Consider the following 20,596-nt stretch of genomic DNA (forward strand, 5'->3'; position numbering starts at 1 on the left):
AAATCTAGTCTAAGGTACGCCATGACCCGAAATTCCTTATTATCAATAGCAAAGTCGCTCGCTGATGAGTCTGAGGACTCCGTTGTTTTGCCAGTAAAGAATAAAATTGCATACTTTGTTAGTCATGGTAAAAGCTACGCCAATAACGGGTATGCTGTGAGAACGCATAATATTGCTTCTGCGTTAAACGCTAACGGTTTTAATACATTGTGTATGGTACGTCCAGGTAGACCCTGGGAGTTGCATGAAGATATTGACTGTGAAGTCTGTCAATTAGAAGACGGTGTGGAGTATTTACATTTTCCTTGGGGTGAAAGCATACCTTCTAATGCTATAGAGCATTTAGAACACTCGGTTGACATTTTTTGCGAGCAATTAAGGCTTTACCGACCTGAATTTGTAATGGCAGCGTCGAATTGGATAGTTGCTCTACCTGCTTGGATAGCAGCGAAAAAGTTGGGACTTCCATTTTTCTATGAGGTACGCGGCTTTTGGGAGCTTACCAGGGAGGTTAAAAATCCAGAGTATAGCGAATCTTACGACTATAAGCTTGAAATTGAACTTGATACGTTTTTGGCACAACAAGCAATTCGAGTATTTACGTTAAATACTGCAATGAAGAATCAGCTTGTAGAGAGGGGAGTGCCTTTCGAAAAAATTGATATTGTGAACAATGCCGTAAATAAAATTTCACCCTGCGTACAAACTAATGAAATTTTAAGAGATAGATTAGGCATTGCGCAAACTGATAGAGTCGTAGGCTATATAGGAAGCGTAAATGATTATGAAGGATTATCGCTTCTCATTGAGGCATGTAAGAGCCTGTCTACTACACAGCCGATAAAACTGGTGTTAGTAGGTGACGAGAATCCGCATAGCTACTCATCTGATAATCCTGAGCAGGCTACTCAACCGGATTGGTTAATACGTGTTGGACGCATTCCGCACACTGAGGTAGAAGATTACTATTCGCTTATTGATGTAATTGCAATACCGCGGCTTGCCTATAAAGTTTGTGAACTAGTACCTCCGATGAAAGCGGTCGAAGCAATCACTAGGGGAAAAAGACTGGTTCTTTCTAATCTGCCCGCATTAAAAGACATTTCTGGAGCGAAAGGTCAGATTTCTTACTTCACTCCAAATGATGTTGAGCAACTGAAAGAAGCTTTGTCTAAACAGCTAGATGAGCCCGAGTTAGACGTCAAATATATTCACGCACTAAAAGAACACCTTTTTGACACGGCAATTAAGTCTGTCGTTTTTGCTTTAAGGCAGCAACGCGGGTCCAAGCCATCTACAAGAACGAAATTGCCCTTCATCGTAGATTATGCGACGGCTAGTAGATGGTTCTACAAGCAAGGCAACATTACCGATACGCTTACAGTATTAAAAAATCTTCGGTTGAAGGGCGAGCGCTTTAGCAAAATCGAGATGGATTTTGAAGCATTTGTTTCTGGACTAGATCGACTAAGAGCAAAAATATCCCTACCACCCCGTCAACCAAATCCTGGCTATCTAACGAAAAAGAGTTCTGTTCTCTATTGTTTGCATCAATCTTTGCCCTATACAACAAATGGTTATGCAACCCGGTCACACGGAATTGCAAAAGGCTTATCAGCAGCCGGTTGGCAAGTTCGCTGTGCGACCCGACCAGGTTATCCGTGGGATGCCAATATAAAAGAGATCAGCAAAGGTCTACATGAGGAGCGCATTGAGGGTATCGTATATTCAGCCTGCGCCGGCTGGAATTTAGACAAGACACCATTGGACAGATATTTTGCAGAGGCAACTGACTTTTATCTCCGAGAAGCTCAAACAAGCGGTGCTGAACTTATAATTGCCGCTTCCAATCATATAACCGCTATTCCCGCTTTGACTGCAGCAAGGCGACTAGGTATACCCTTTGTATACGAAATGCGTGGCTTATGGGAGGTCACCCAGGCATCCTCTCAGCCTGAATGGGCGGATTCGGATCGTTACTATTTAATGCGGAAACTGGAGCAAGATGCAGCATTGAATGCTGATTTAGTTTTAACGCTGACAAACGAGCTAGCTGATGAGGTCTCGAGCTGGGGCGTACCGCGCGATACGATTGAGATTATACCTAATGCCGTCGATGAGAAAACTTTTAAGCCCGTCGAGCGCTCTGTAGTAATGAAAGAGAAACTTAATCTACCCGAAAATGTTCCGGTCGTAGGTTACGCAGGAAGCGCTGTGGCTTATGAAGGGCTGGATTTATTGATAAAGGCGCTCAGCCAGTTGAAAGAAAACGGGCAAGATTTCATTTTCTTGCTGGTAGGTGATGGAAAGGTTTTTGATGCAATCAAAGAACAAGCTCATAATTCAGGAATTGATGAAAATTGTAGATTTACCGGAAGAGTAGCATTCGAAGAAGTTGGCGAATATATTTCTTGTATGGATATTATGCCTATTCCAAGACTGTCGTCACCAGTAACTGAAATGGTATCTGCTTTAAAGCCACTTGAAGCGATGGCGATGGGTAAAGCTGTAATTTTATCAGATGTTTCACCTCATATTACTATGGCTGGAAACAATGAGCGCGCGCTACTTTTCCAAAAGGACAGTGCTGCATCTCTTGCTAACACAATTAAGCGCCTAATTCTTTCTCCTGAACTAAGAGAGCGATTAGGCAGCAAGGCACGCTCTTGGATTGAGTCGAACCGTAACTGGAATAAAGTTTCCCAAAACTACTCTTCAGCTTTACACCATTTGCTTACAGAAAATAGTAAGAAAACAACCTCATTTAAAAGCAAAACGCTTGCAGACTTGACAATTGGTATCATAGCAGACACGTTTACAACTGATACAATAGCAAGTGCTGTCAATACGGTTGCTTTAAGCCCGGAAAATTGGAAGTCGGAAATTGAATCCGAAAAAGTTGATGTTGTTTTTGTAGAATCAGCTTGGAAGGGAAACGACTGGCAATGGCATAAAAAAATCGGTTATTACTCTGATGAAGAATTCAGCACAATAAAAGCATTACTGCACTATTGCCGAGCTACAAATATTCCAACATTATTTTGGAATAAAGAAGATCCTGTACATTTTGAGCGATTTAAAAAAGTCGCCAGTCAATGTGACCACGTATTCACTACAGATAGCCGTAGAATAATTCCTTACTTAGGTATTCCAAATGCTATAACCAAGACAGCAAGTAGCTGTCCATTCTATGCCTCACCTAAAATTCACAATTTGCTGCCCAGCACTAAAAAATGGGAGTCAACGGTAGCCTACGGCGGTACATATTATGGTGCACGTTATCCTGAACGTACGGAGTATATGGATAAGATCATGTCAGCGGCCGCGCCACTCGGTCTGACAATATATGACCGTCAACACAATGACCCAGATTCACCATACAAATACCCAGGAGGATTGGGAAGTTATGTAGCAGGTAGCTTGACATATGATGCAATGATCCAAGCGTATAAAGCTCATCCAGCACAAATTAATGTTAATTCGGTTTTAGATTCGCCCACGATGTTCTCGCGTAGAGTAATGGAAGTGGCTGCATGTGGAAGTATGGTTATTTCGGGGCCTGCTTTGGGAATGAACAAATATCTCGAAAACAATGCTCAGATTATCGAAAACGAAACCCAGGCTGCAGAAGCATTAGAAGCAATTCTTCAATACCCAGGATATCGCTGGCGAAAAGGCCTCGCGGGCGCAAGGGCAGTAATGCGTGCCCATACGACTGAATTTAGACTCACTCAAATGTTGCGTACGGCAGGAATGACTGTAAAAGCTCCAAATATTCCAAAATGTAGTGTTATCGTTGATACATTAACAACCAAGTTAGCTCAACAGCTTATTAAACAAACGATCCTACCGTCCCACATCTATTATCAAGAAATTATTGATGAAGCAGAGATATATTTACAGAAGAATGGGATAAGTTGTGAGAAGTTAAGCGAACAAAAGTCAAAAGGACAGTCAGTTTATCTAGTGATTGATAATAGTGGTGTGGAATTGGAAAGCCATGATATCGAAGATCTTTTATGGCCAACATTTTATGCTCCACAACAGCGTGTTCAGTTTGATTCAGAAAGAACAAGTGTCGGTGGTAACGATGAGGCAATTTCGTATTGCGCTGCTGGACAAAACTCTCGCCTTATACTTATACAAAATAATACAGATAATCTGCTACGCAATATTGTAGCGGAAACGAGCAGCAAAGAAGCACTAGTGATACGCAAGCCTTCTATCGAGAATGAAACTAAACCTAATTGCGTAATACAGAAAACTTTACTGATAGCAGGACATGATCTTAAGTTTATTAAACCATTCTATCGTCTCTTTCAAAAAGAAAAAATTCGTATCTTATTGGACTTTTGGCAAAGTCATACTAAGCATGATGCTAAAGTGAGTCGGCGTTTGTTAGAGCAGGCCGATATCGTTTTCTGCGAATGGATGCTGGGTAATGCCATCTGGTATGGGAAGAATACACCTTCAAGTAAAGTTTTAGTGGGGAGGTTACATGCTCAAGAGTTGAGAAGTCCATTGTATGAGAGTATTCCATTCGAGAAGTTTAGCTCAGTAATATTCGTTGGACCTCACATGCTCCGGAAAGCTATAGAAAGAACTCCGATATTAGCTTCTAATGGAAAATTGATATACAACGGCGTTGATTTAGAAAAATTTCAACAAAAAGCAATTGATGCGCGAAGGAAAAAAGTCTTAGGCTTAGTTGGCATGGTTCCGCAGAGCAAGCGTTTAGATAGAGCGCTGGATATTTTAAAAGCTCTGAGAAAAGATGATCAAGAATTCATATTAAGAGTTAAAGGCAAGCGAGCAGAAGATTATCCCTGGATGCTGAATCGCCCAGAGGAAATGGAATGGTTCAATCAACAATATAGAAGAATAGAAACTGACCCTCTTTTAAAAGATGCTGTTATCTTTGATCCTCAAGGAGATGATATGCCTCAGTGGTATCAAGAAATCGGTTTTATTTTATCGGTAAGTGATCATGAAAGCTTTCATATGGCAATTGTGGAAGGCGCCGCATCAGGAGCAATACCTATAGTAAGACCTTGGGAAGGTTCAAAAGAACTGTACGGGAACGAGAATATCTCTGAAGATATTCTTGAAATTAAATCTAAGATTTTATCAGATAAGTTTGCTAAGTTTCCAGACTCTAAAATGAAGTTGTTTTGCTTGAAAAATGTATTTTCTGGTATTAAATCAATTTTACGCTAGGTCTTCCGTAACGATTTATTAGTAGGGTTTTTATGAATATAGAAGAGTTAAGAAAAGAAACTCGATTTATATCCCAAAAAATGTCAAGGGATTTGGTTACAGTTCAAAATAGATTATTTACTCAGCTTGAATCTCTGATGTGGATACAAAATAATATAAGGCTAAAGTATAGTTTACCTCCGCTAAGGGGATGGACTGCCTCGCCAGATGTTCTATTAAAGCTATACGAACACGTCAGGTACACAAAGAGTGAGAATATTGTTGAGCTTGGAAGTGGGGCTTCGACATTAATTTTAGCAGCCGCTGTACGAGATAACGGAACTGGTAAAGTATTTTCATTTGATCATGATGAAAATTATTTAGAAGAAACAAGAATAGAGCTTGAAAAGAATGATCTTACCGACTTTGTGGAACTGAGGCTGGCAAAAAAATCACCAGTTAACGACAAAGCTTTATTATATAAAGGAGGTTCGCATGAATGGTATAATATTATTGAGTTTCAAACGCTCGAAAAAATTGATCTTTTGTGGGTAGACGGACCGCCACAAGCAATCTGCGCTTACAGTCGCTTCCCAGCAGTTCCGGCTCTCTATGAAAAAATGAGCTCTAAAGCTCAGGTTTGGATGGATGACACCATTAGAAAAGAGGAAATGGAAATTTGTGAAGAATGGGCAAAGCAATTTTCCTTATCACTAAGATATCTAAAGCTTGAAAAGGGCTTAGGTATTCTTTCAAAATAGTTTTCTTATCTGGTATAACATGGAAAAAAGTATTTTTATTCTTGGTAGTTGTGTATCTCGCGATGCAATAGAATTATTTTCCGACGGTGAAATTCAGTTAGTATCTTACCTCGCCAGAACAAGTTTTGCGTCCCAAGCCTCACCTTCTATAGAAAAGTTCCCCCATTACGCAAATTTTAAGTCGAATTTTCAGAAAAGAATGGTCGAGTCAGATTTAAGAAAAAAATTGCATAATGAGCTAAGGGTCAAAGATTTTGAATTAATAATAGTAGATTTTATTGATGATCGATTTGACTTGGTAGAATATGAAAATGTTGGCTTGGCAACTCGTTCTGTAGAGTTTATGTCTGTTTGTGAGCCTAATTCTATTACGAATCGAATCTCTCATCATGGTGATGTCTACAATGTGTTATGGAAGTTGGGTTTTAACAGGTTTTTAAAAGAGCTTAAAGAAAGTGGTTCATTACACAAACTTAGAATCAACAAAGCTTTTTGGGCGAACAGAAACCAAAGCGGACAAAGCTTGAGTAAGTTTTCAAATTCAGTGATTGAAAAAGAGAATGCTTATTTAAATTCACGATATGGTTATGCTGAAAGCTTGTTAGATAAAATTAATTTTTTTACTTTTAACTCACAAGATTTTGTAGCAGATTCGAACCATAAGTGGGGGGAGTCACCATTTCACTATACTAGTGACTACTATACAAAAATGACTGATATGATACGAAATGATCCACAATTTAGTTGATCTAGTTGACAAACGCTGGTACTTAGAGAAGTACTCAGATGTGATGCTTTCAGGTATGGATGCAAAGGAACATTTTCTGAGATTTGGTAAGGACGAAGGTCGGTTACCATTTAGAATTTATGCTTTAGAACTCGACGAGCAACTCTGGAAATCTGCTTCTGAAGACATCCGCTCCATAGTAGATCATTTAAAGAGACTGATTAATTCTGAAGATAGCATTGAGGCCTCCTGCAGTTCTTGGGTTCTGTTGCGGTATTTCGCAAGCATCGGTAAATGGAATGAAGCATTGCGACTCAGTGAGCGTTTGCTAGAAAGTTATGTGGCGTTAGAAATTGTAGGTGTCAATAACGCCCATCTTTTACTATTTTCTGTGTACTACAACAACAGCCTCTATGACCAGTGTAACTTACTTGTTACAGACTCTTTCTGGACAGAAAGCGCAGATAAAGTTCTAGCAGCATCTATGCTCTGCGATGACGAAAAGAAACTTGAGCGGTTAAATACTATCTTTGCGAATGAAAAACTATCTTTATTAGATGTATCTAAAGGTTTTTCACTTGATGAAATTCAAGCAATTTCGAAAAAACATTCTAAAAAATTTGATCCTTTAGTTACAGTAATTATTCCATGCTACAACGCCGAAAAAACAATAGCTACTGCACTTCGCAGTCTCTTAAATCAGTCATATCAGCGTATTGAAATTATCGTTTCTGATGATTGTTCAACTGATAATTCCAAAGAGATAATCAGTGAATTTAGTAACAAGGATAGTCGAGTTAAGCTGTTATCGCTACCGAAGAACCGGGGGGCATATGCAGCTCGCAACAAGGCTTTGAATATTGCAAAAGGAAGTTTGATTACGACTCACGATGCGGATGACTGGTCGCATCCGCAGAAGATTCGACTTCAAGTTGATGCATTGAAGTGGAATCCAAAACTGATGGCTTCAGTCTCTCATTGGGTTCGTACAACTCCTGATATGACATTTCAACGCTGGCGCATGGAAGAAGGCTGGATTTATCGAAATGTATCATCTCTGATGTTTCGGCGAAAAGTGTTTAAAAAGCTAGGCTATTGGGATCTTGTATCAGTTAATGCTGATACTGAATACTACCATCGCATAAGAAAAGTGTTTGGTGATAGAAGCATTGTTGAAGTAAAGCCAGGTGTCCCACTTTCCTTCGGCCGAGCAGATGACGCATCATTAAGCCAAACTAAAGCAACCCATCTACGAACTCAATTTCGCGGTGTAAGAAAAGACTATCATGATGCGGCTATTAATTGGCATGCAACCGCTAAAAAGCTGTATATGGAAGAAGATCCGGATAAGCGGTCATTTCCTGTACCAACTCTTATCTTTAGAGGCTCACCTTCAGCGCGTAAAAGCAACTTAATGCTCAAGTTGCAAGCGGCCTCGGCGTTTGACCGTGACTGGTATCTCAATAGATACCAGGATTTACGTGTGGCAAAGGTCGATCCCATAAAGCATTTTATTCAATTTGGTTTAGATGAAGGTCGAGATCCTTCTCCACAATGTACTATTTCTGGTCTTGCTCTTCTTGAGCGTACAGATTATATCACTGCGCTTGAAAACTATGTAGAAAACATTCAAGACAAGTCGGGACCGGTTTTTTTGCCCGGGAGCAATAAATGGCATGAAGATAAAAATACCATAGTTGCAATTGGTCATCAGGTCACGAACGAGTTGTTCGGCGCAGAGCGAAGCTTTTTAGATTCTTTGGAAATACTGCACAAACTAGGATTCAACTTGGTTGTAGTGCTGCCATTTGCAAATGATGAGTATATTAAGGCTGTTTCTTCCTGGGCGTGTTCGGTCGTTGTAACTCCGTATGGGTGGTGGGATAAAACAACTGAGCCACTCCAAGAAACAATCACGGCTTTCAAATCCATTTTTGCAAGATACCAAGATGCGCAAGTATACATAAATACATTAGTTCTTCGTGAGCCTGTTATTGCAGCGAGTCAGATGGAACTGCCTACGACGATTCATGTAAGGGAGCTTCTCGAGTATGATAGCGATCTTTGCAATATTCTTAACGCCTCCCATGAGGACCTGAGGACTTGGTTAGGTAACATGACTTGCTCTTTTATCGCTAATTCTCAGGTTGTTGCCAGTTGGCTACCTGATAAGCAAGACGTTTCGGTTATACCTAATTTTGTCCGTTCGAATACGTTAGCGTCTAAAAAGCTTCCCGAAAGTAATCAGCTTAAGGTCGTGGTGTTAAGTAGCAATCTGCCCAAAAAAGGCATTGAGGACATCATTAAAGTAGCCAGGCTATGTAGTGAAGAAGATTCTCGTATTGTTTTTGAACTATATGGTCCTGAAAATTCCTTCGTACAAAACTGGCGTAAGAAGGGCTTGCCAGAGAATCTAAACTTTTGCGGCTATGCAGAGGATGCCAGGCAGGTAATTGATGGCGCACACTGTGTCCTAAACCTTTCACATTTTAAAGAATCGTTCGGACGTACGGTGTTAGAGGCGATGGCTTCCGGTAGGCCTGTCGTGGCTTATCGCTGGGGAGCATTGACTGAATTGATTGATGATACCTGTGGTATACTAAAAGACTTTGGCGATATTCAGGGAGTTGCAGATTCTCTGATTAATCTCGCAAATAATCGAGAAAAACTTACCTCACTGGGTATTGGCGGGTTTACCAAAGCCAAGCGTAATTACACAGAAGATGCTGTTAGCAAGTCCTACCAGGCGCATTTTAATTTCTCTGACTAAACAGCTACAAGATAAAAATTGGAAACATCAATGAGCAGTAAATATTTTGGTACGGATGGTATTCGGGGGAAAGTTGGACAACTTCCAATGACTCCAGAGTTTGTGATGAAGCTTGGTTGGGCTGCAGGAGTGGTTTTGTCCGCATCTGGAACAAAAGAAGTACTAATCGGAAAAGATACTCGTGCTAGCGGATACATGCTTGAGTCTGCGTTAGAATCAGGATTATCTGCCGCAGGCGTTAATATAGCCTTGGCAGGACCTATTCCAACCCCTGCAGTTGCTTACCTCACATCAACATTCCGTGCTGATGCCGGAGTGGTAATAAGTGCCTCTCATAACCCTTACTATGATAACGGCATCAAATTCTTTTCTCAGGCGGGGACAAAACTGTCTGATGAACAACAACAACAGGTAGAAGAAAAGCTGGCGTACGCGCTTAGCAATGGTATCGACTGTGTAAGCTCTGATAAGTTAGGCAAAGCGAGGAGAATCGAGGATGCAGCAGGTCGTTATATTGAGTATTGCAAAGGTACATTTCCTTCTAACTTAAGTCTTCAAGGTATGAAAATTGTTGTGGACAGTGCCAATGGCGCTGCTTACAAAGTTGCACCGTATGTACTGTCAGAGCTTGGCGCCGAAATAATATCTATCAACGATAAGCCCAATGGGGTCAATATAAATCAAGAGTGTGGCGCCACTTCACTACGTATGTTGCAACAGGAAGTAATAGCTCAATCAGCGGATGTCGGTATAGCGGTCGATGGTGATGCAGACCGCATTATTATGGTTGATAACGAAGGAGACATAGTTGACGGAGATGAAATTTTGTTTTTGCTTGCGCGAGCTGCTAAGCAAGAAGGCTACGAAGGGGGCGTCGCTGGAACCTTGATGTCCAACCTTGGCCTTGAGAAAACCTTAAAGTCGCTCAATATTCCATTTACGAGAACAAAGGTGGGCGATCGCTATGTTATGCAAGCACTTGAAGAAAATGGGTGGAAAATTGGTGGTGAAACATCGGGCCATATATTGCACTTGGATCATGCTGCGACAGGAGACGCAGTTGTAGCTGCGCTTCAGGTATTAGCTATTTTAGCCTCCACAAAGGAATCATTGCACTCTCTTAAGCAAGGCATGGAAAAGTTTCCGCAAGCGCTAGTCAATGTTAGGACTTCGCCAAGAGCAAATCCATTAGAAACTGAAGTCGTAACACAAGCGATTCAGTCCCTGAATAAAACGCTTTCAGGTAATGGTCGTTTAGTACTACGCAAATCAGGAACCGAACCTTTGATCCGGGTGATGGTCGAGTCGTCATGTAACAATACGGCGACTAGGTTAGCAGAAGATTTAGCAGCTGTGATCGAATCTCAGTTAGGCTAAACGCTCAAACAGTCGATCGTTTTAGTCATAGAAAAAGTTAAATACAGGTCAATAAATAGTAGTTTTCATGCGGATAATTTTTCATTTCGGTCCACCTAAAACCGGAACATCAGCGATACAAAAATGGCTTTCTTCCAATACCAAGTGGCTAGTTTCACAGGGTGTTCATTATCCGCAGCATAGCCTAGACCAAAATGGTGTAAGCTCTGGTAATTTGAGGTCTGTTTTTTCTGGTGACAAGGGGGAATTTGAATTCTCTCCCAACTTATATCAGCGCGAAATTGAGAAAGCACAACAAAACAACTGCCATACGTTGCTATTCTCTTCGGAATTCTTTTTTAGAAATATTGAGCTGATAAGCCAAAACGTTCCAGCAGCAGAGTTTGTAGGTTATATTCGTTTTGGTCTAGAGACGCTTCAGTCCTCATATAACCAAGCAGTGAAAAGGCATGGTCGTACAGCGCTTTTTGCTCCAGCAAGCCACACCCAATCCACATTGACTACGCTATCGAGCAAGATTGATGTAGTAGGTGAAGGTCGATTCATTTTGCGGCCTTATCATAAATCCCTTTTTGTTAAGGGCAGTCTGGTCCCTGACTTTCTGGAAGCCATCGGTGTAGATGCTTCAGAGGTAGATACGTCTGTTGGCAGGGTAAATCCGTCTTACTCAATTGAAGCCATTGAAGTAAAGCGCTGGTTCAACCAGCTGCCTTCTGCAAGTTTACAGACTCGCTTAGACCTTGCGCTACAAGGCTACGGGAGTGGTGAAGCATTTTCTTTGTTAAATGATAAGGAATTTGAAACGGCTAAAAAGCGTTATATGGTGCAGTTAAATAGCTTTATTGATAAACACAAAATTCATCGCGGAAAGGAGTTTTTGACTTTCTGCAAAACGCTGGCCAATCATCCCTATAAAGCGCAGGAGTTGAGTAATGCGCAATTCGAAACTGTGCTTAAAACTATCGTGGCAGATAAAAAGCTGACTTACACCGCGCTCTATACTGCATATAGACTTGCCCAAAAACAGCAAGACAACCTAACTAATCCGGAAAGAATCGCTAGTTTGAATAAAGTAGTGCCAGGTTGGATAAAACTAGTTGCAAAATGTAAGGCAGCACTCGCGTCAAAATCATCAGGGGATAGCATATGAAAGATCTTCTGATTAGGTCGGTGAAGGGAGCTTATGGTTTGCTTCCTGAATCTACCAAAAACAAACTACGGCGTCATCATCATCTTCGCGAGTGGTATGGTAGCAAACTGCGTAAATCCAGTATTGCTTATGAAGTCCCGTCGCAAAAGAAAACTCGGCAATTACACCGTGTTCATCTCGCTCATCAACAAACTAAATTCGAACGCGCGAAGCTTCCTGAGAATATCAATATTGTTATTCTAGGAGAAGGGGATGTATCAGCCACGTTGGCGTCAATTGAAGGCATAAGTAAACTGTGCAATGCCGTTTATTGTGAGCTGGCTGATGAGACTTTATGTAAGCAAAGTAACCTCGATGTTTTGAATTTGAATAAAGTGGCAGAAATACTTGGCCAACGTGCCGTGCTTTTTGTCCAGGCGGGCAACGAGGTCATCCACGCGGCTCTTACTCACGCCCTACTAAACCTAAACGAGTCAGACGCTTGGTACTTCGACAGTTACGTAGATAACAGTGCCGGAGTGTTAGAGAAATACGAGCTTTTACCGGACTGGAGTCCCGAGTTACTTTTATCCACGGGTTATGTAAAGCGGGCTTTATTGGTCGCGCCACATGCTATTCAATTAGCTGAATCGCTTGTTGAGTGCAATGATGTAGCCCTGGGTTTAATTGGCGAATATCTTCGAACACCAACCCTCTTGCTCAATCGTATCCCGCTGAGCGCTATTTTTGCTAAACAGCCGCAGCAAAAAGCACAGGTCAAAAGCTACTTTCACCGCACAGAGCACCTGTTCAAAGCCTACAAATTCGACGTCGAAGCCAAGGGCAAGGACGTTGTCTCGGTAAGGTGGCCTTTGCCAACCTCGCCGTTAGTATCGTTAGTCATACCAACCTTCAATGGTCTCTCATTAGTTAAAGCTTGCATAGAGTCGATTCTGGAGAAAACCACTTATTCGAACTACGAAATCCTGCTGGTAGATAATAACTCTAACGATCCAGAATGCCTGGCGTATTTTGATGAGTTGGATAAATATCCAAAGATTCGCTTGCTGAAATACCCGCATCCCTTCAATTATTCTGCCATTAACAATTTTGCGGTGAAACACGCCAAGGGCGAAATAATCGGCCTGGTGAATAACGACATTGAAGTCATCACACCCGACTGGCTAGAATATATGGTCGGCCATGCAATGCGCGAGGATATCGGTTGTGTAGGGGCGAAATTACTTTATACCGATGGCCGCATTCAGCATGCCGGCGTAGTATTGGGCTATGGCAACGGGGCCGGCCATGCGCACAAATATTTCCCCCGTCACCACCCCGGTTACATAAATCGTTTGATCGCCACTCAAAACTACAGCGCTGTGACCGCCGCCTGTTTGCTGGTTAAAAAATCTAAATTTGAAGAGGTCGGTGGGTTGAACGAAGAAGACCTGCAGGTAGCATTTAACGATGTAGATTTTTGCCTGAAGGTGCTTGAAACCGGTGTACGCAACGTCTATTGCGCTGAAGCCGAGCTGTTTCACCACGAGTCGGTATCGCGGGGCTTGGACATTACTGAGGAAAAAGCGGCGCGATTTAACCGCGAGCTTGAGTATCTTCGTACGACCTGGAAAAAATACATCGATAACGATCCAGCCTACAATCCTAACTTGACCCGCAAGCGGGAAAACTTCTCTATCAAATTTAAAGAAGAATATTAGGCCATATTTAAATGGGCTACCGTGCGGTGCGCACAAGTCTGTCGCTTTTCGCGCCGGCCATAAAACGGTAAAGTATGCTTTTTACAATCTACCAGGAGGGAGTGCCATTTATGAGAAAAGGAATTATTCTCGCCGGTGGCTCAGGTACCCGGCTACATCCATTGACCAAAGTTGTAAGCAAACAACTAATGCCTGTTTACGACAAGCCGATGATTTTTTACCCGCTTACCACACTGATGATGTCGGGTATACGTGACATTTTGATTATCACCACGCCAGACGAGCAGAGCCGGTTTGTAGAACTTATAGGTGATGGTGCAGATTTGGGGCTTAATATTAGCTACGCGGTGCAAAAAAGCCCAGACGGGTTAGCTCAGGCTTTTCTTATTGGTGAAAAGTTTATCGGTAACGACAGCTGCACACTGATTTTGGGTGACAATATCTACTACGGTCATGATTTACGGGTCTCTTTGCAAAAAGCTTTCCGGCAGGAGTACGGCGCTAGCGTGTTTGGTTACCATGTTAACGACCCTGAGCGTTATGGTGTGGTGGAATTTGATAATGACTGGAATGCACTGTCTATCGAAGAAAAGCCGACTAAGCCAAAATCCAATTATGCAGTCACCGGTTTGTACTATTACGATAACCGCGTGGTTGATTTTGCCAAAGAAGTGAAACCATCTTTACGCGGAGAATTAGAAATTACAGATTTAAACAATCTGTATCTTCAGGACGGTTCATTAAAAGTAGAGCTAATGGGGCGTGGTTCAGCATGGCTGGATACAGGTACACTTGATAGTTTGCTCGATGCGGCCAACTTTGTCGCTGCAATTGAAAAACGCCAGGGGTTAAAAGTGTGTTGCCCTGAAGAGGTTGCTTACAGAATGGGTTACATTAATGCTGAGCAGCTGGAGCGTTTGGCAGCCCCGCTGAAGAAGAGTGGCTACGGCGACTATTTACTGAAAGTTATTCACGACCGCGTTAAGTAATTAAAATTTAAGACAAGAGTTTATTCATGCAAGTAGTTGAGACATCCATCGCCGATGTGAAAATCATCGAACCTAAAGTTTTCGGTGATGAACGCGGTTTCTTTATGGAAACCTTTCGGAATGATTGGTTCAAAGAACATTGTGCTGACGTTGAGTTCGTTCAGGATAATCATTCAAAATCACGGCAGGGTATATTGCGCGGTCTGCACTATCAGTTGGAACATACGCAGGGTAAATTGGTTCGGGTCACCAGCGGTGAAGTGTATGATGTTGCCGTCGATATGCGAAAGAACTCAGCCACATTTGGCCGGTGGGTGGGTGTCTATTTGTCTGCGCAGAATCAACGCCAGTTGTGGGTGCCGGCAGGGTTCGCGCACGGATTCTATGTAACCAGCGAATCAGCCGAATTTGTCTATAAATGCTCGGACTATTACCATCCTGAATCTGAAGTTTCAGTGAAGTATGACGATGCGACATTAGACATCGAATGGCCTCTGGTAAATGGTGAAGCGCCTTCTTTATCAGTAAAAGATGCTGATGGTTTGCCATTTCAAAAAGCGCCAACTTTCTAAGGCCTAAAAATGAAAATAGTGGTTATAGGAAAGTCTGGCCAGCTTGCGTCAGAACTAAAAAAAATAGTAGGTGATAGGGCGGTTTTTTTAGGCCGAAATGATATTGATATCAGTGACCGTAAACAGTTAGAAACGAGCTTGTCGGAACACGCACCTGATGCTGTTATTAACAGCTCAGCGTATACCGAAGTAGATAAAGCCGAAGATGAGCCCGCAGAAGCACACCGTATTAATGCCCTGGGCGTCAAAAATCTTGCTGATATCTGTAGCAAGGATGGATACTTTTTAGTACACGTATCTACGGATTACGTTTTTGACGGTATGAAGGGAAGCCCTTATCAGCCTGATGATACTATCGACCCGCAGGGTGAATATGGCAAAAGCAAGGCTGAGGGTGAAAAAGCTTTACTGACAGCATTGCCCAACGACAGCTGTTTGCTCCGTACAGCTTGGGTGTATTCGGAGTTTGGCAATAATTTTGTAAAAACCATGCTTCGTTTGATGGCAGATAAACCGGAATTGAATGTTATAGACGATCAAATTGGCTCACCAACCTGGGCCAAAGGATTAGCAGAAGCTTGCTTATTGGCTGCGCGTAAACGGATAGCGGGCACTTATCACTGGACTGACGAAGGGGTGGCAAGCTGGTATGATTTTGCGCTAGCTATTCAGGAAGTAGGCATTAGTAAAGGTCTTTTAGATAGAAAAATACCTGTTCACCCAATTCCATCGTCACAGTATCCCACTCCAGCCAAACGTCCCCACTATAGTGTGCTTGATAAGGTCTCGACGCGAAAAGCATTTGCAGATGTCGGACTCCAACATTGGCGCAAACAACTGGCAGATATGATGTCATCTTTTCAAAGTGAGAAGCAATAATGAGTAGAACGATTTTAGTCACCGGGGGTGCTGGTTTTATTGGTTCAGCAGTGGTTCGACATCTTATTAACGATACTGACCATACTGTTATCAACCTGGATAAGCTGACCTACGCTGGCAATCTCGAGTCTTTAGCATCTGTTTCAAGCGATGAGCGGTATACTTTTGAAAAAGTAGATATCTGTGATGCAGAAGAAGTGAAGCGGGTGTTAAGCACGCATCAACCCGACATCATTATGCATCTGGCTGCTGAATCTCATGTCGACCGTTCAATTGACGGACCGGGCGAATTTATCCAGACAAATGTAGTTGGCACTTATACCTTACTTGAGCAAGCGCGTGCTTATTACGCTCAGCTAGACGAGGCGAAACGCCAGACATTCAAGTTTCATCATATCTCTACCGACGAGGTGTATGGAGACTTGCCCCATCCGGACGATGTTGAAGCTGGTACAGTTTTGCCGCTGTTTACAGAAGAAACGCCGTATGCGCCAAGTTCTCCATACTCAGCGTCAAAAGCATCATCTGATCAACTGGTGAGATCTTGGCACCGCACTTACAAGTTGCCAGTGGTAATTACTAATTGCTCAAATAATTATGGCCCTTATCATTTCCCGGAAAAGCTCATTCCACTGGTGATCCTCAATGCACTTGGCGGTAAGCCGCTCCCGATTTATGGAAAGGGAAATCAGATAAGAGACTGGCTATATGTTGAAGACCATGCCCGTGCATTGGTGTTAGTTGCGCTGGATGGTGGTGTAGGTGAGACTTTCAATATAGGCGGTCATAACGAAAAGCAGAATATTGAAGTTGTAAGAGCAATATGCAACATCTTAGATGAGCTTAAGCCCAGAGAGTCCTCATACGCAGATCAAATCACTTATGTGGAAGACCGACCAGGTCATGATATGCGTTATGCTATAGATGCATCGAAAATTGAAAAAGAATTGGGATGGAAGCCCAAGGAGTCTTTTGAATCGGGTATTCGCAAAACTGTACAATGGTATATGGGCAACAAAGCATGGTGGCAATCAGTACAGGACGGGTCTTATCAGGGAGAAAGGCTGGGAACCGGTAAGTAAAAGCATTTTATTTTCTCGCGAAGATGGTAATTCAATATATTCAACAATTTTGCCGCTGAGAAACGTTGAGTAGAGATATACATAAAACAGAGATTCATATCAGAGAGAAGCGAAGGGTATTGAAGTTGTCGTTTACGAACCTGTATTAGAAGAAAACGAAGTTTTTAATTCTCAGGTGATTCAGGACCTCGATAATTTTAAAGCTATGTCAGATGTCATCGTCGCGAACCGCATTACTGATGATATAAGTGATGTACTGGAAAAAGTGTATACCAGAGATTTGTTCAACGCGGACTGACCTTATCGTTGTTCAGATTGATACATTAAAAAAGCCGCTAAAAAGCGGCTTTTTTAGTGAGAAAATTTTCTTAGAATCCAAGAACGACTACTTGTCACTCAGTACACCCGCTAACTCTTCATCAGAAAACCCGGCATCAATGCCATATTGACGAATTTTATCATCAGCGACACCAGCGTCTTGCGCTGATTCCAGAATCCGGAGTACCTGTTCACGCTGAGACGACGATCCTTTAATCGCTGTTGAAACAACTTCATCTGCCTGAGCGGGAAAAATAGCTAACAGCGAATCAACCATGTATTCACCGACATAAGGAACGGCGTCTAATGCGGTACTTAATATCTGCACCAGTTTGCTAGGGTGCTCCCGTGACAAGGTTTGTACAATATAGTCGGCTGAGTTCGGTTCTGTAAGTACCGCAACACGGACAATCTCGTCCAATTCATCCGGGGTTGCATTCGCTGCTGCCTGCACAACGAAGTCCACGTAACTGGGTTCAGCTTTTATAGCGAGTTTGACAATAGATGGACAAGAACCGACTTCTTTATTTAAAGCCAGTTCAACAATTTCTTGCGTGGAGGCGGGCTGGGCTGAAATGGCTGCGTAAATAATTTCACGATATTTGTCAGGATAAGTATCCAGGGCAATATCAACAATTGGCACCACGTCCTGCGGATAGTGACTCGCAATAGAACGTATTGCGGTACCCACAGACATATTTTGTGCGACCTGGCGTTTGAAAAACTTGACCTGATAGGGATCTGCGACCTTCGGCTCCGGCTGACTAAACTCGGTTCCCTGTACCGACCAACTAGCAACAGCCAGTAAAGCAACGATGTACATCTTTCGCATAAACCTGAACTCCCCTGGTATCTAAACCTGAAATTTTTGTAATAAGGTGATTCACAAATTAGAACGACGTATATTCGAAAAAGTTCAAATTGGTCAGTTTTTACTATGAATGACTATAAAGTAACCGGTTGAACGCATTTTTACAATTTTATTAGTTATGGCTATTGACCAAAAGTTATTTATCTCTAGAATGCGCACCACTTCGACGGGACAGGCCAACAGGCAAGACAGTTGAAGGGCTTTATCAGACAGGCTTACGCCGACATGAAAAGCGGTTTTCCAAGGCCTTCGAAATTAAGTTTCAAAAAGGTGTTGACAACGAAAACCAAACGCGTAGAATGCGCGTCCCGCTTCGGGGAGAAAAGAAGCAAAATGTTCTTTAACAATTTATAACAAGACAATCTGTGTGGGCACTCGTTAAGAGTGTCAACCGACGATTCATAAAGTTTTTCGATTTTAATTGAAGAGTTTGATCATGGCTCAGATTGAACGCTGGCGGCAGGCCTAACACATGCAAGTCGAGCGGTAACATTTCTAGCTTGCTAGAAGATGACGAGCGGCGGACGGGTGAGTAATGCTTGGGAACTTGCCTTTGCGAGGGGGATAACCACTGGAAACGGTGGCTAATACCGCATAATGTCTACGGACCAAAGGGGGCTTAGGCTCTCGCGCAAAGAGAGGCCCAAGTGAGATTAGCTAGTTGGTGGGGTAAAGGCTCACCAAGGCAACGATCTCTAGCTGTTCTGAGAGGAAGATCAGCCACACTGGGACTGAGACACGGCCCAGACTCCTACGGGAGGCAGCAGTGGGGAATATTGGACAATGGGCGCAAGCCTGATCCAGCCATGCCGCGTGTGTGAAGAAGGCCTTCGGGTTGTAAAGCACTTTCAGTGGGGAGGAAGGCTAAGTAGTTAATACCTGCTTAGATTGACGTTACCCACAGAAGAAGCACCGGCTAACTCCGTGCCAGCAGCCGCGGTAATACGGAGGGTGCAAGCGTTAATCGGAATTACTGGGCGTAAAGCGCACGCAGGCGGTTTGTTAAGCTAGATGTGAAAGCCCCGGGCTCAACCTGGGATGGTCATTTAGAACTGGCAGACTAGAGTCTTGGAGAGGGGAGTGGAATTCCAGGTGTAGCGGTGAAATGCGTAGATATCTGGAGGAACATCAGTGGCGAAGGCGGCTCCCTGGCCAAAGACTGACGCTCATGTGCGAAAGTGTGGGTAGCGAACAGGATTAGATACCCTGGTAGTCCACACCGTAAACGCTGTCTACTAGCTGTTTGCGACTTTAAGTTGTGAGTAGCGAAGCTAACGCGCTAAGTAGACCGCCTGGGGAGTACGGCCGCAAGGTTAAAACTCAAATGAATTGACGGGGGCCCGCACAAGCGGTGGAGCATGTGGTTTAATTCGATGCAACGCGAAGAACCTTACCTACACTTGACATGCAGAGAACTTTCCAGAGATGGATTGGTGCCTTCGGGAACTCTGACACAGGTGCTGCATGGCTGTCGTCAGCTCGTGTCGTGAGATGTTGGGTTAAGTCCCGCAACGAGCGCAACCCTTGTCCTTAGTTGCCAGCATTAGGTTGGGCACTCTAAGGAGACTGCCGGTGACAAACCGGAGGAAGGTGGGGACGACGTCAAGTCATCATGGCCCTTACGTGTAGGGCTACACACGTGCTACAATGGTATTTACAGAGGGAAGCGAGACAGCGATGTGGAGCGGACCCCTTAAAGAATATCGTAGTCCGGATCGGAGTCTGCAACTCGACTCCGTGAAGTCGGAATCGCTAGTAATCGCAGGTCAGAATACTGCGGTGAATACGTTCCCGGGCCTTGTACACACCGCCCGTCACACCATGGGAGTGGGATGCAAAAGAAGTGGTTAGCCTAACTTTTAGAGGGCGATCACCACTTTGTGTTTCATGACTGGGGTGAAGTCGTAACAAGGTAACCGTAGGGGAACCTGCGGTTGGATCACCTCCTTACCGATAACGTCGTTGACGCTCTTGATGTAGTGTTCACACAGATAGTCTTGTTATATAAAGAAGAACGACCGTTTTTATGGGGCTATAGCTCAGCTGGGAGAGCGCCTGATTTGCATTCAGGAGGTCAGCAGTTCGATCCTGCTTAGCTCCACCACTTTGCTCAATGTGATGTTTAACAATGTCAGATTGCAAGCAGTTAAGTGACAGGCAAGGCGACTGAGAAGCTGAGGAAGGAATGTACATCAAGTACATGA

The 20,596-nt window shown here is 43.1% G+C and carries 12 protein-coding genes, 1 tRNA gene, 1 rRNA gene and 1 pseudogene; 14 read left to right on the forward strand and 1 reads right to left on the reverse strand.

Annotated features, from left to right (window positions below; translation table 11 throughout):
* Nucleotides 1-21 precede the first annotated feature (21 nt).
* The 12 genes and pseudogenes from FBQ74_RS02445 to FBQ74_RS19085 all read left to right on the forward strand — a co-directional run.
* The gene (locus FBQ74_RS02445) at nt 22-5,217 is read left to right on the forward strand and encodes a glycosyltransferase (RefSeq protein ID WP_139755162.1); all 5,196 of its coding nucleotides are present in this window, start codon (nt 22-24) and stop codon (nt 5,215-5,217) included.
* A 32-nt stretch (nt 5,218-5,249) separates the two neighbouring features.
* The gene (locus tag FBQ74_RS02450) at nt 5,250-5,957 is read left to right on the forward strand and encodes a class I SAM-dependent methyltransferase (protein ID WP_139755163.1); all 708 of its coding nucleotides are present in this window, start codon (nt 5,250-5,252) and stop codon (nt 5,955-5,957) included.
* Between the two features lie 19 nt (nt 5,958-5,976).
* A complete protein-coding gene (locus FBQ74_RS02455) occupies nt 5,977-6,705 on the forward strand; it encodes a DUF6270 domain-containing protein (RefSeq protein WP_139755164.1) in 729 nt (242 codons plus the stop codon).
* Nucleotides 6,686-9,454, forward strand: a complete 2,769-nt coding sequence (locus FBQ74_RS02460; RefSeq protein ID WP_139755165.1) for a glycosyltransferase — start codon at nt 6,686-6,688, stop codon at nt 9,452-9,454. The genes FBQ74_RS02455 and FBQ74_RS02460 overlap by 20 nt, the downstream gene beginning before the upstream one ends.
* A gap of 30 nt (nt 9,455-9,484) precedes the next feature.
* On the forward strand, nt 9,485-10,831 hold the full coding sequence (gene glmM / locus FBQ74_RS02465; RefSeq protein ID WP_139755166.1) for a phosphoglucosamine mutase: 1,347 nt from the start codon (nt 9,485-9,487) through the stop codon (nt 10,829-10,831).
* Between the two features lie 67 nt (nt 10,832-10,898).
* On the forward strand, nt 10,899-11,981 hold the full coding sequence (locus tag FBQ74_RS02470) for a hypothetical protein (RefSeq protein WP_139755167.1): 1,083 nt from the start codon (nt 10,899-10,901) through the stop codon (nt 11,979-11,981).
* Nucleotides 11,978-13,681 (forward strand): glycosyltransferase family 2 protein, encoded by a 1,704-nt coding sequence (locus FBQ74_RS02475; protein WP_139755168.1) that lies wholly within the window; start codon nt 11,978-11,980, stop codon nt 13,679-13,681. The genes FBQ74_RS02470 and FBQ74_RS02475 overlap by 4 nt, the downstream gene beginning before the upstream one ends.
* 110 nt (nt 13,682-13,791) lie before the next feature.
* Nucleotides 13,792-14,670 (forward strand): glucose-1-phosphate thymidylyltransferase RfbA, encoded by an 879-nt coding sequence (gene rfbA / locus FBQ74_RS02480; protein WP_139755169.1) that lies wholly within the window; start codon nt 13,792-13,794, stop codon nt 14,668-14,670.
* A gap of 26 nt (nt 14,671-14,696) precedes the next feature.
* Nucleotides 14,697-15,242, forward strand: coding sequence for a dTDP-4-dehydrorhamnose 3,5-epimerase (gene rfbC, locus FBQ74_RS02485; protein WP_139755170.1), 546 nt, complete (start codon nt 14,697-14,699; stop codon nt 15,240-15,242).
* 9 nt (nt 15,243-15,251) lie between these two features.
* Complete coding sequence (rfbD, locus tag FBQ74_RS02490) at nt 15,252-16,121, forward strand: dTDP-4-dehydrorhamnose reductase (RefSeq protein ID WP_139755171.1); 870 nt, start codon at nt 15,252-15,254, stop codon at nt 16,119-16,121.
* Nucleotides 16,121-17,203 (forward strand): dTDP-glucose 4,6-dehydratase, encoded by a 1,083-nt coding sequence (rfbB, locus tag FBQ74_RS02495; RefSeq protein ID WP_139755172.1) that lies wholly within the window; start codon nt 16,121-16,123, stop codon nt 17,201-17,203. The genes rfbD and rfbB overlap by 1 nt, the downstream gene beginning before the upstream one ends.
* A 106-nt stretch (nt 17,204-17,309) precedes the next feature.
* Nucleotides 17,310-17,501: pseudogene (locus FBQ74_RS19085) on the forward strand (UDP-glucose 6-dehydrogenase); the annotation flags it as partial.
* Between the two features lie 87 nt (nt 17,502-17,588).
* Here the strand turns inward: FBQ74_RS19085 and FBQ74_RS02505 are convergent.
* On the reverse strand, nt 17,589-18,353 hold the full coding sequence (locus FBQ74_RS02505; RefSeq protein ID WP_139755173.1) for a hypothetical protein: 765 nt from the start codon (nt 18,351-18,353) through the stop codon (nt 17,589-17,591).
* Between the two features lie 457 nt (nt 18,354-18,810).
* On the opposite strand from FBQ74_RS02505, the gene FBQ74_RS02510 reads away from it, so the two are divergent.
* Together FBQ74_RS02510 and FBQ74_RS02515 are read left to right on the forward strand one after the other, a co-directional pair.
* A 16S ribosomal RNA gene (locus tag FBQ74_RS02510) occupies nt 18,811-20,342 on the forward strand.
* Between the two features lie 78 nt (nt 20,343-20,420).
* Nucleotides 20,421-20,496, forward strand: a tRNA-Ala gene (locus FBQ74_RS02515).
* The last annotated feature ends 100 nt before the right edge of the window (nt 20,497-20,596 follow it).

Source organism: Salinimonas iocasae, assembly GCF_006228385.1.
GTDB classification, from domain to species: Bacteria; Pseudomonadota; Gammaproteobacteria; order Enterobacterales; family Alteromonadaceae; genus Alteromonas; species Alteromonas iocasae.

Excerpts from the sequence above, each read along its gene's own strand:
- FBQ74_RS02445 (WP_139755162.1), top strand. The coding sequence starts at position 22 with ATGACCCGAAATTCCTTATTATCAATAGCAAAGTCGCTCGCTGATGAG.
- FBQ74_RS02450 (WP_139755163.1), top strand. The coding sequence starts at position 5,250 with ATGAATATAGAAGAGTTAAGAAAAGAAACTCGATTTATATCCCAAAAA.
- FBQ74_RS02455 (WP_139755164.1), top strand. The coding sequence starts at position 5,977 with ATGGAAAAAAGTATTTTTATTCTTGGTAGTTGTGTATCTCGCGATGCA.
- FBQ74_RS02460 (WP_139755165.1), top strand. The coding sequence starts at position 6,686 with ATGATCCACAATTTAGTTGATCTAGTTGACAAACGCTGGTACTTAGAG.
- glmM (WP_139755166.1), top strand. The coding sequence starts at position 9,485 with ATGAGCAGTAAATATTTTGGTACGGATGGTATTCGGGGGAAAGTTGGA.
- FBQ74_RS02470 (WP_139755167.1), top strand. The coding sequence starts at position 10,899 with ATGCGGATAATTTTTCATTTCGGTCCACCTAAAACCGGAACATCAGCG.
- FBQ74_RS02475 (WP_139755168.1), top strand. The coding sequence starts at position 11,978 with ATGAAAGATCTTCTGATTAGGTCGGTGAAGGGAGCTTATGGTTTGCTT.
- rfbA (WP_139755169.1), top strand. The coding sequence starts at position 13,792 with ATGAGAAAAGGAATTATTCTCGCCGGTGGCTCAGGTACCCGGCTACAT.
- rfbC (WP_139755170.1), top strand. The coding sequence starts at position 14,697 with ATGCAAGTAGTTGAGACATCCATCGCCGATGTGAAAATCATCGAACCT.
- rfbD (WP_139755171.1), top strand. The coding sequence starts at position 15,252 with ATGAAAATAGTGGTTATAGGAAAGTCTGGCCAGCTTGCGTCAGAACTA.
- rfbB (WP_139755172.1), top strand. The coding sequence starts at position 16,121 with ATGAGTAGAACGATTTTAGTCACCGGGGGTGCTGGTTTTATTGGTTCA.
- FBQ74_RS02505 (WP_139755173.1), bottom strand. The coding sequence starts at position 18,353 with ATGCGAAAGATGTACATCGTTGCTTTACTGGCTGTTGCTAGTTGGTCG.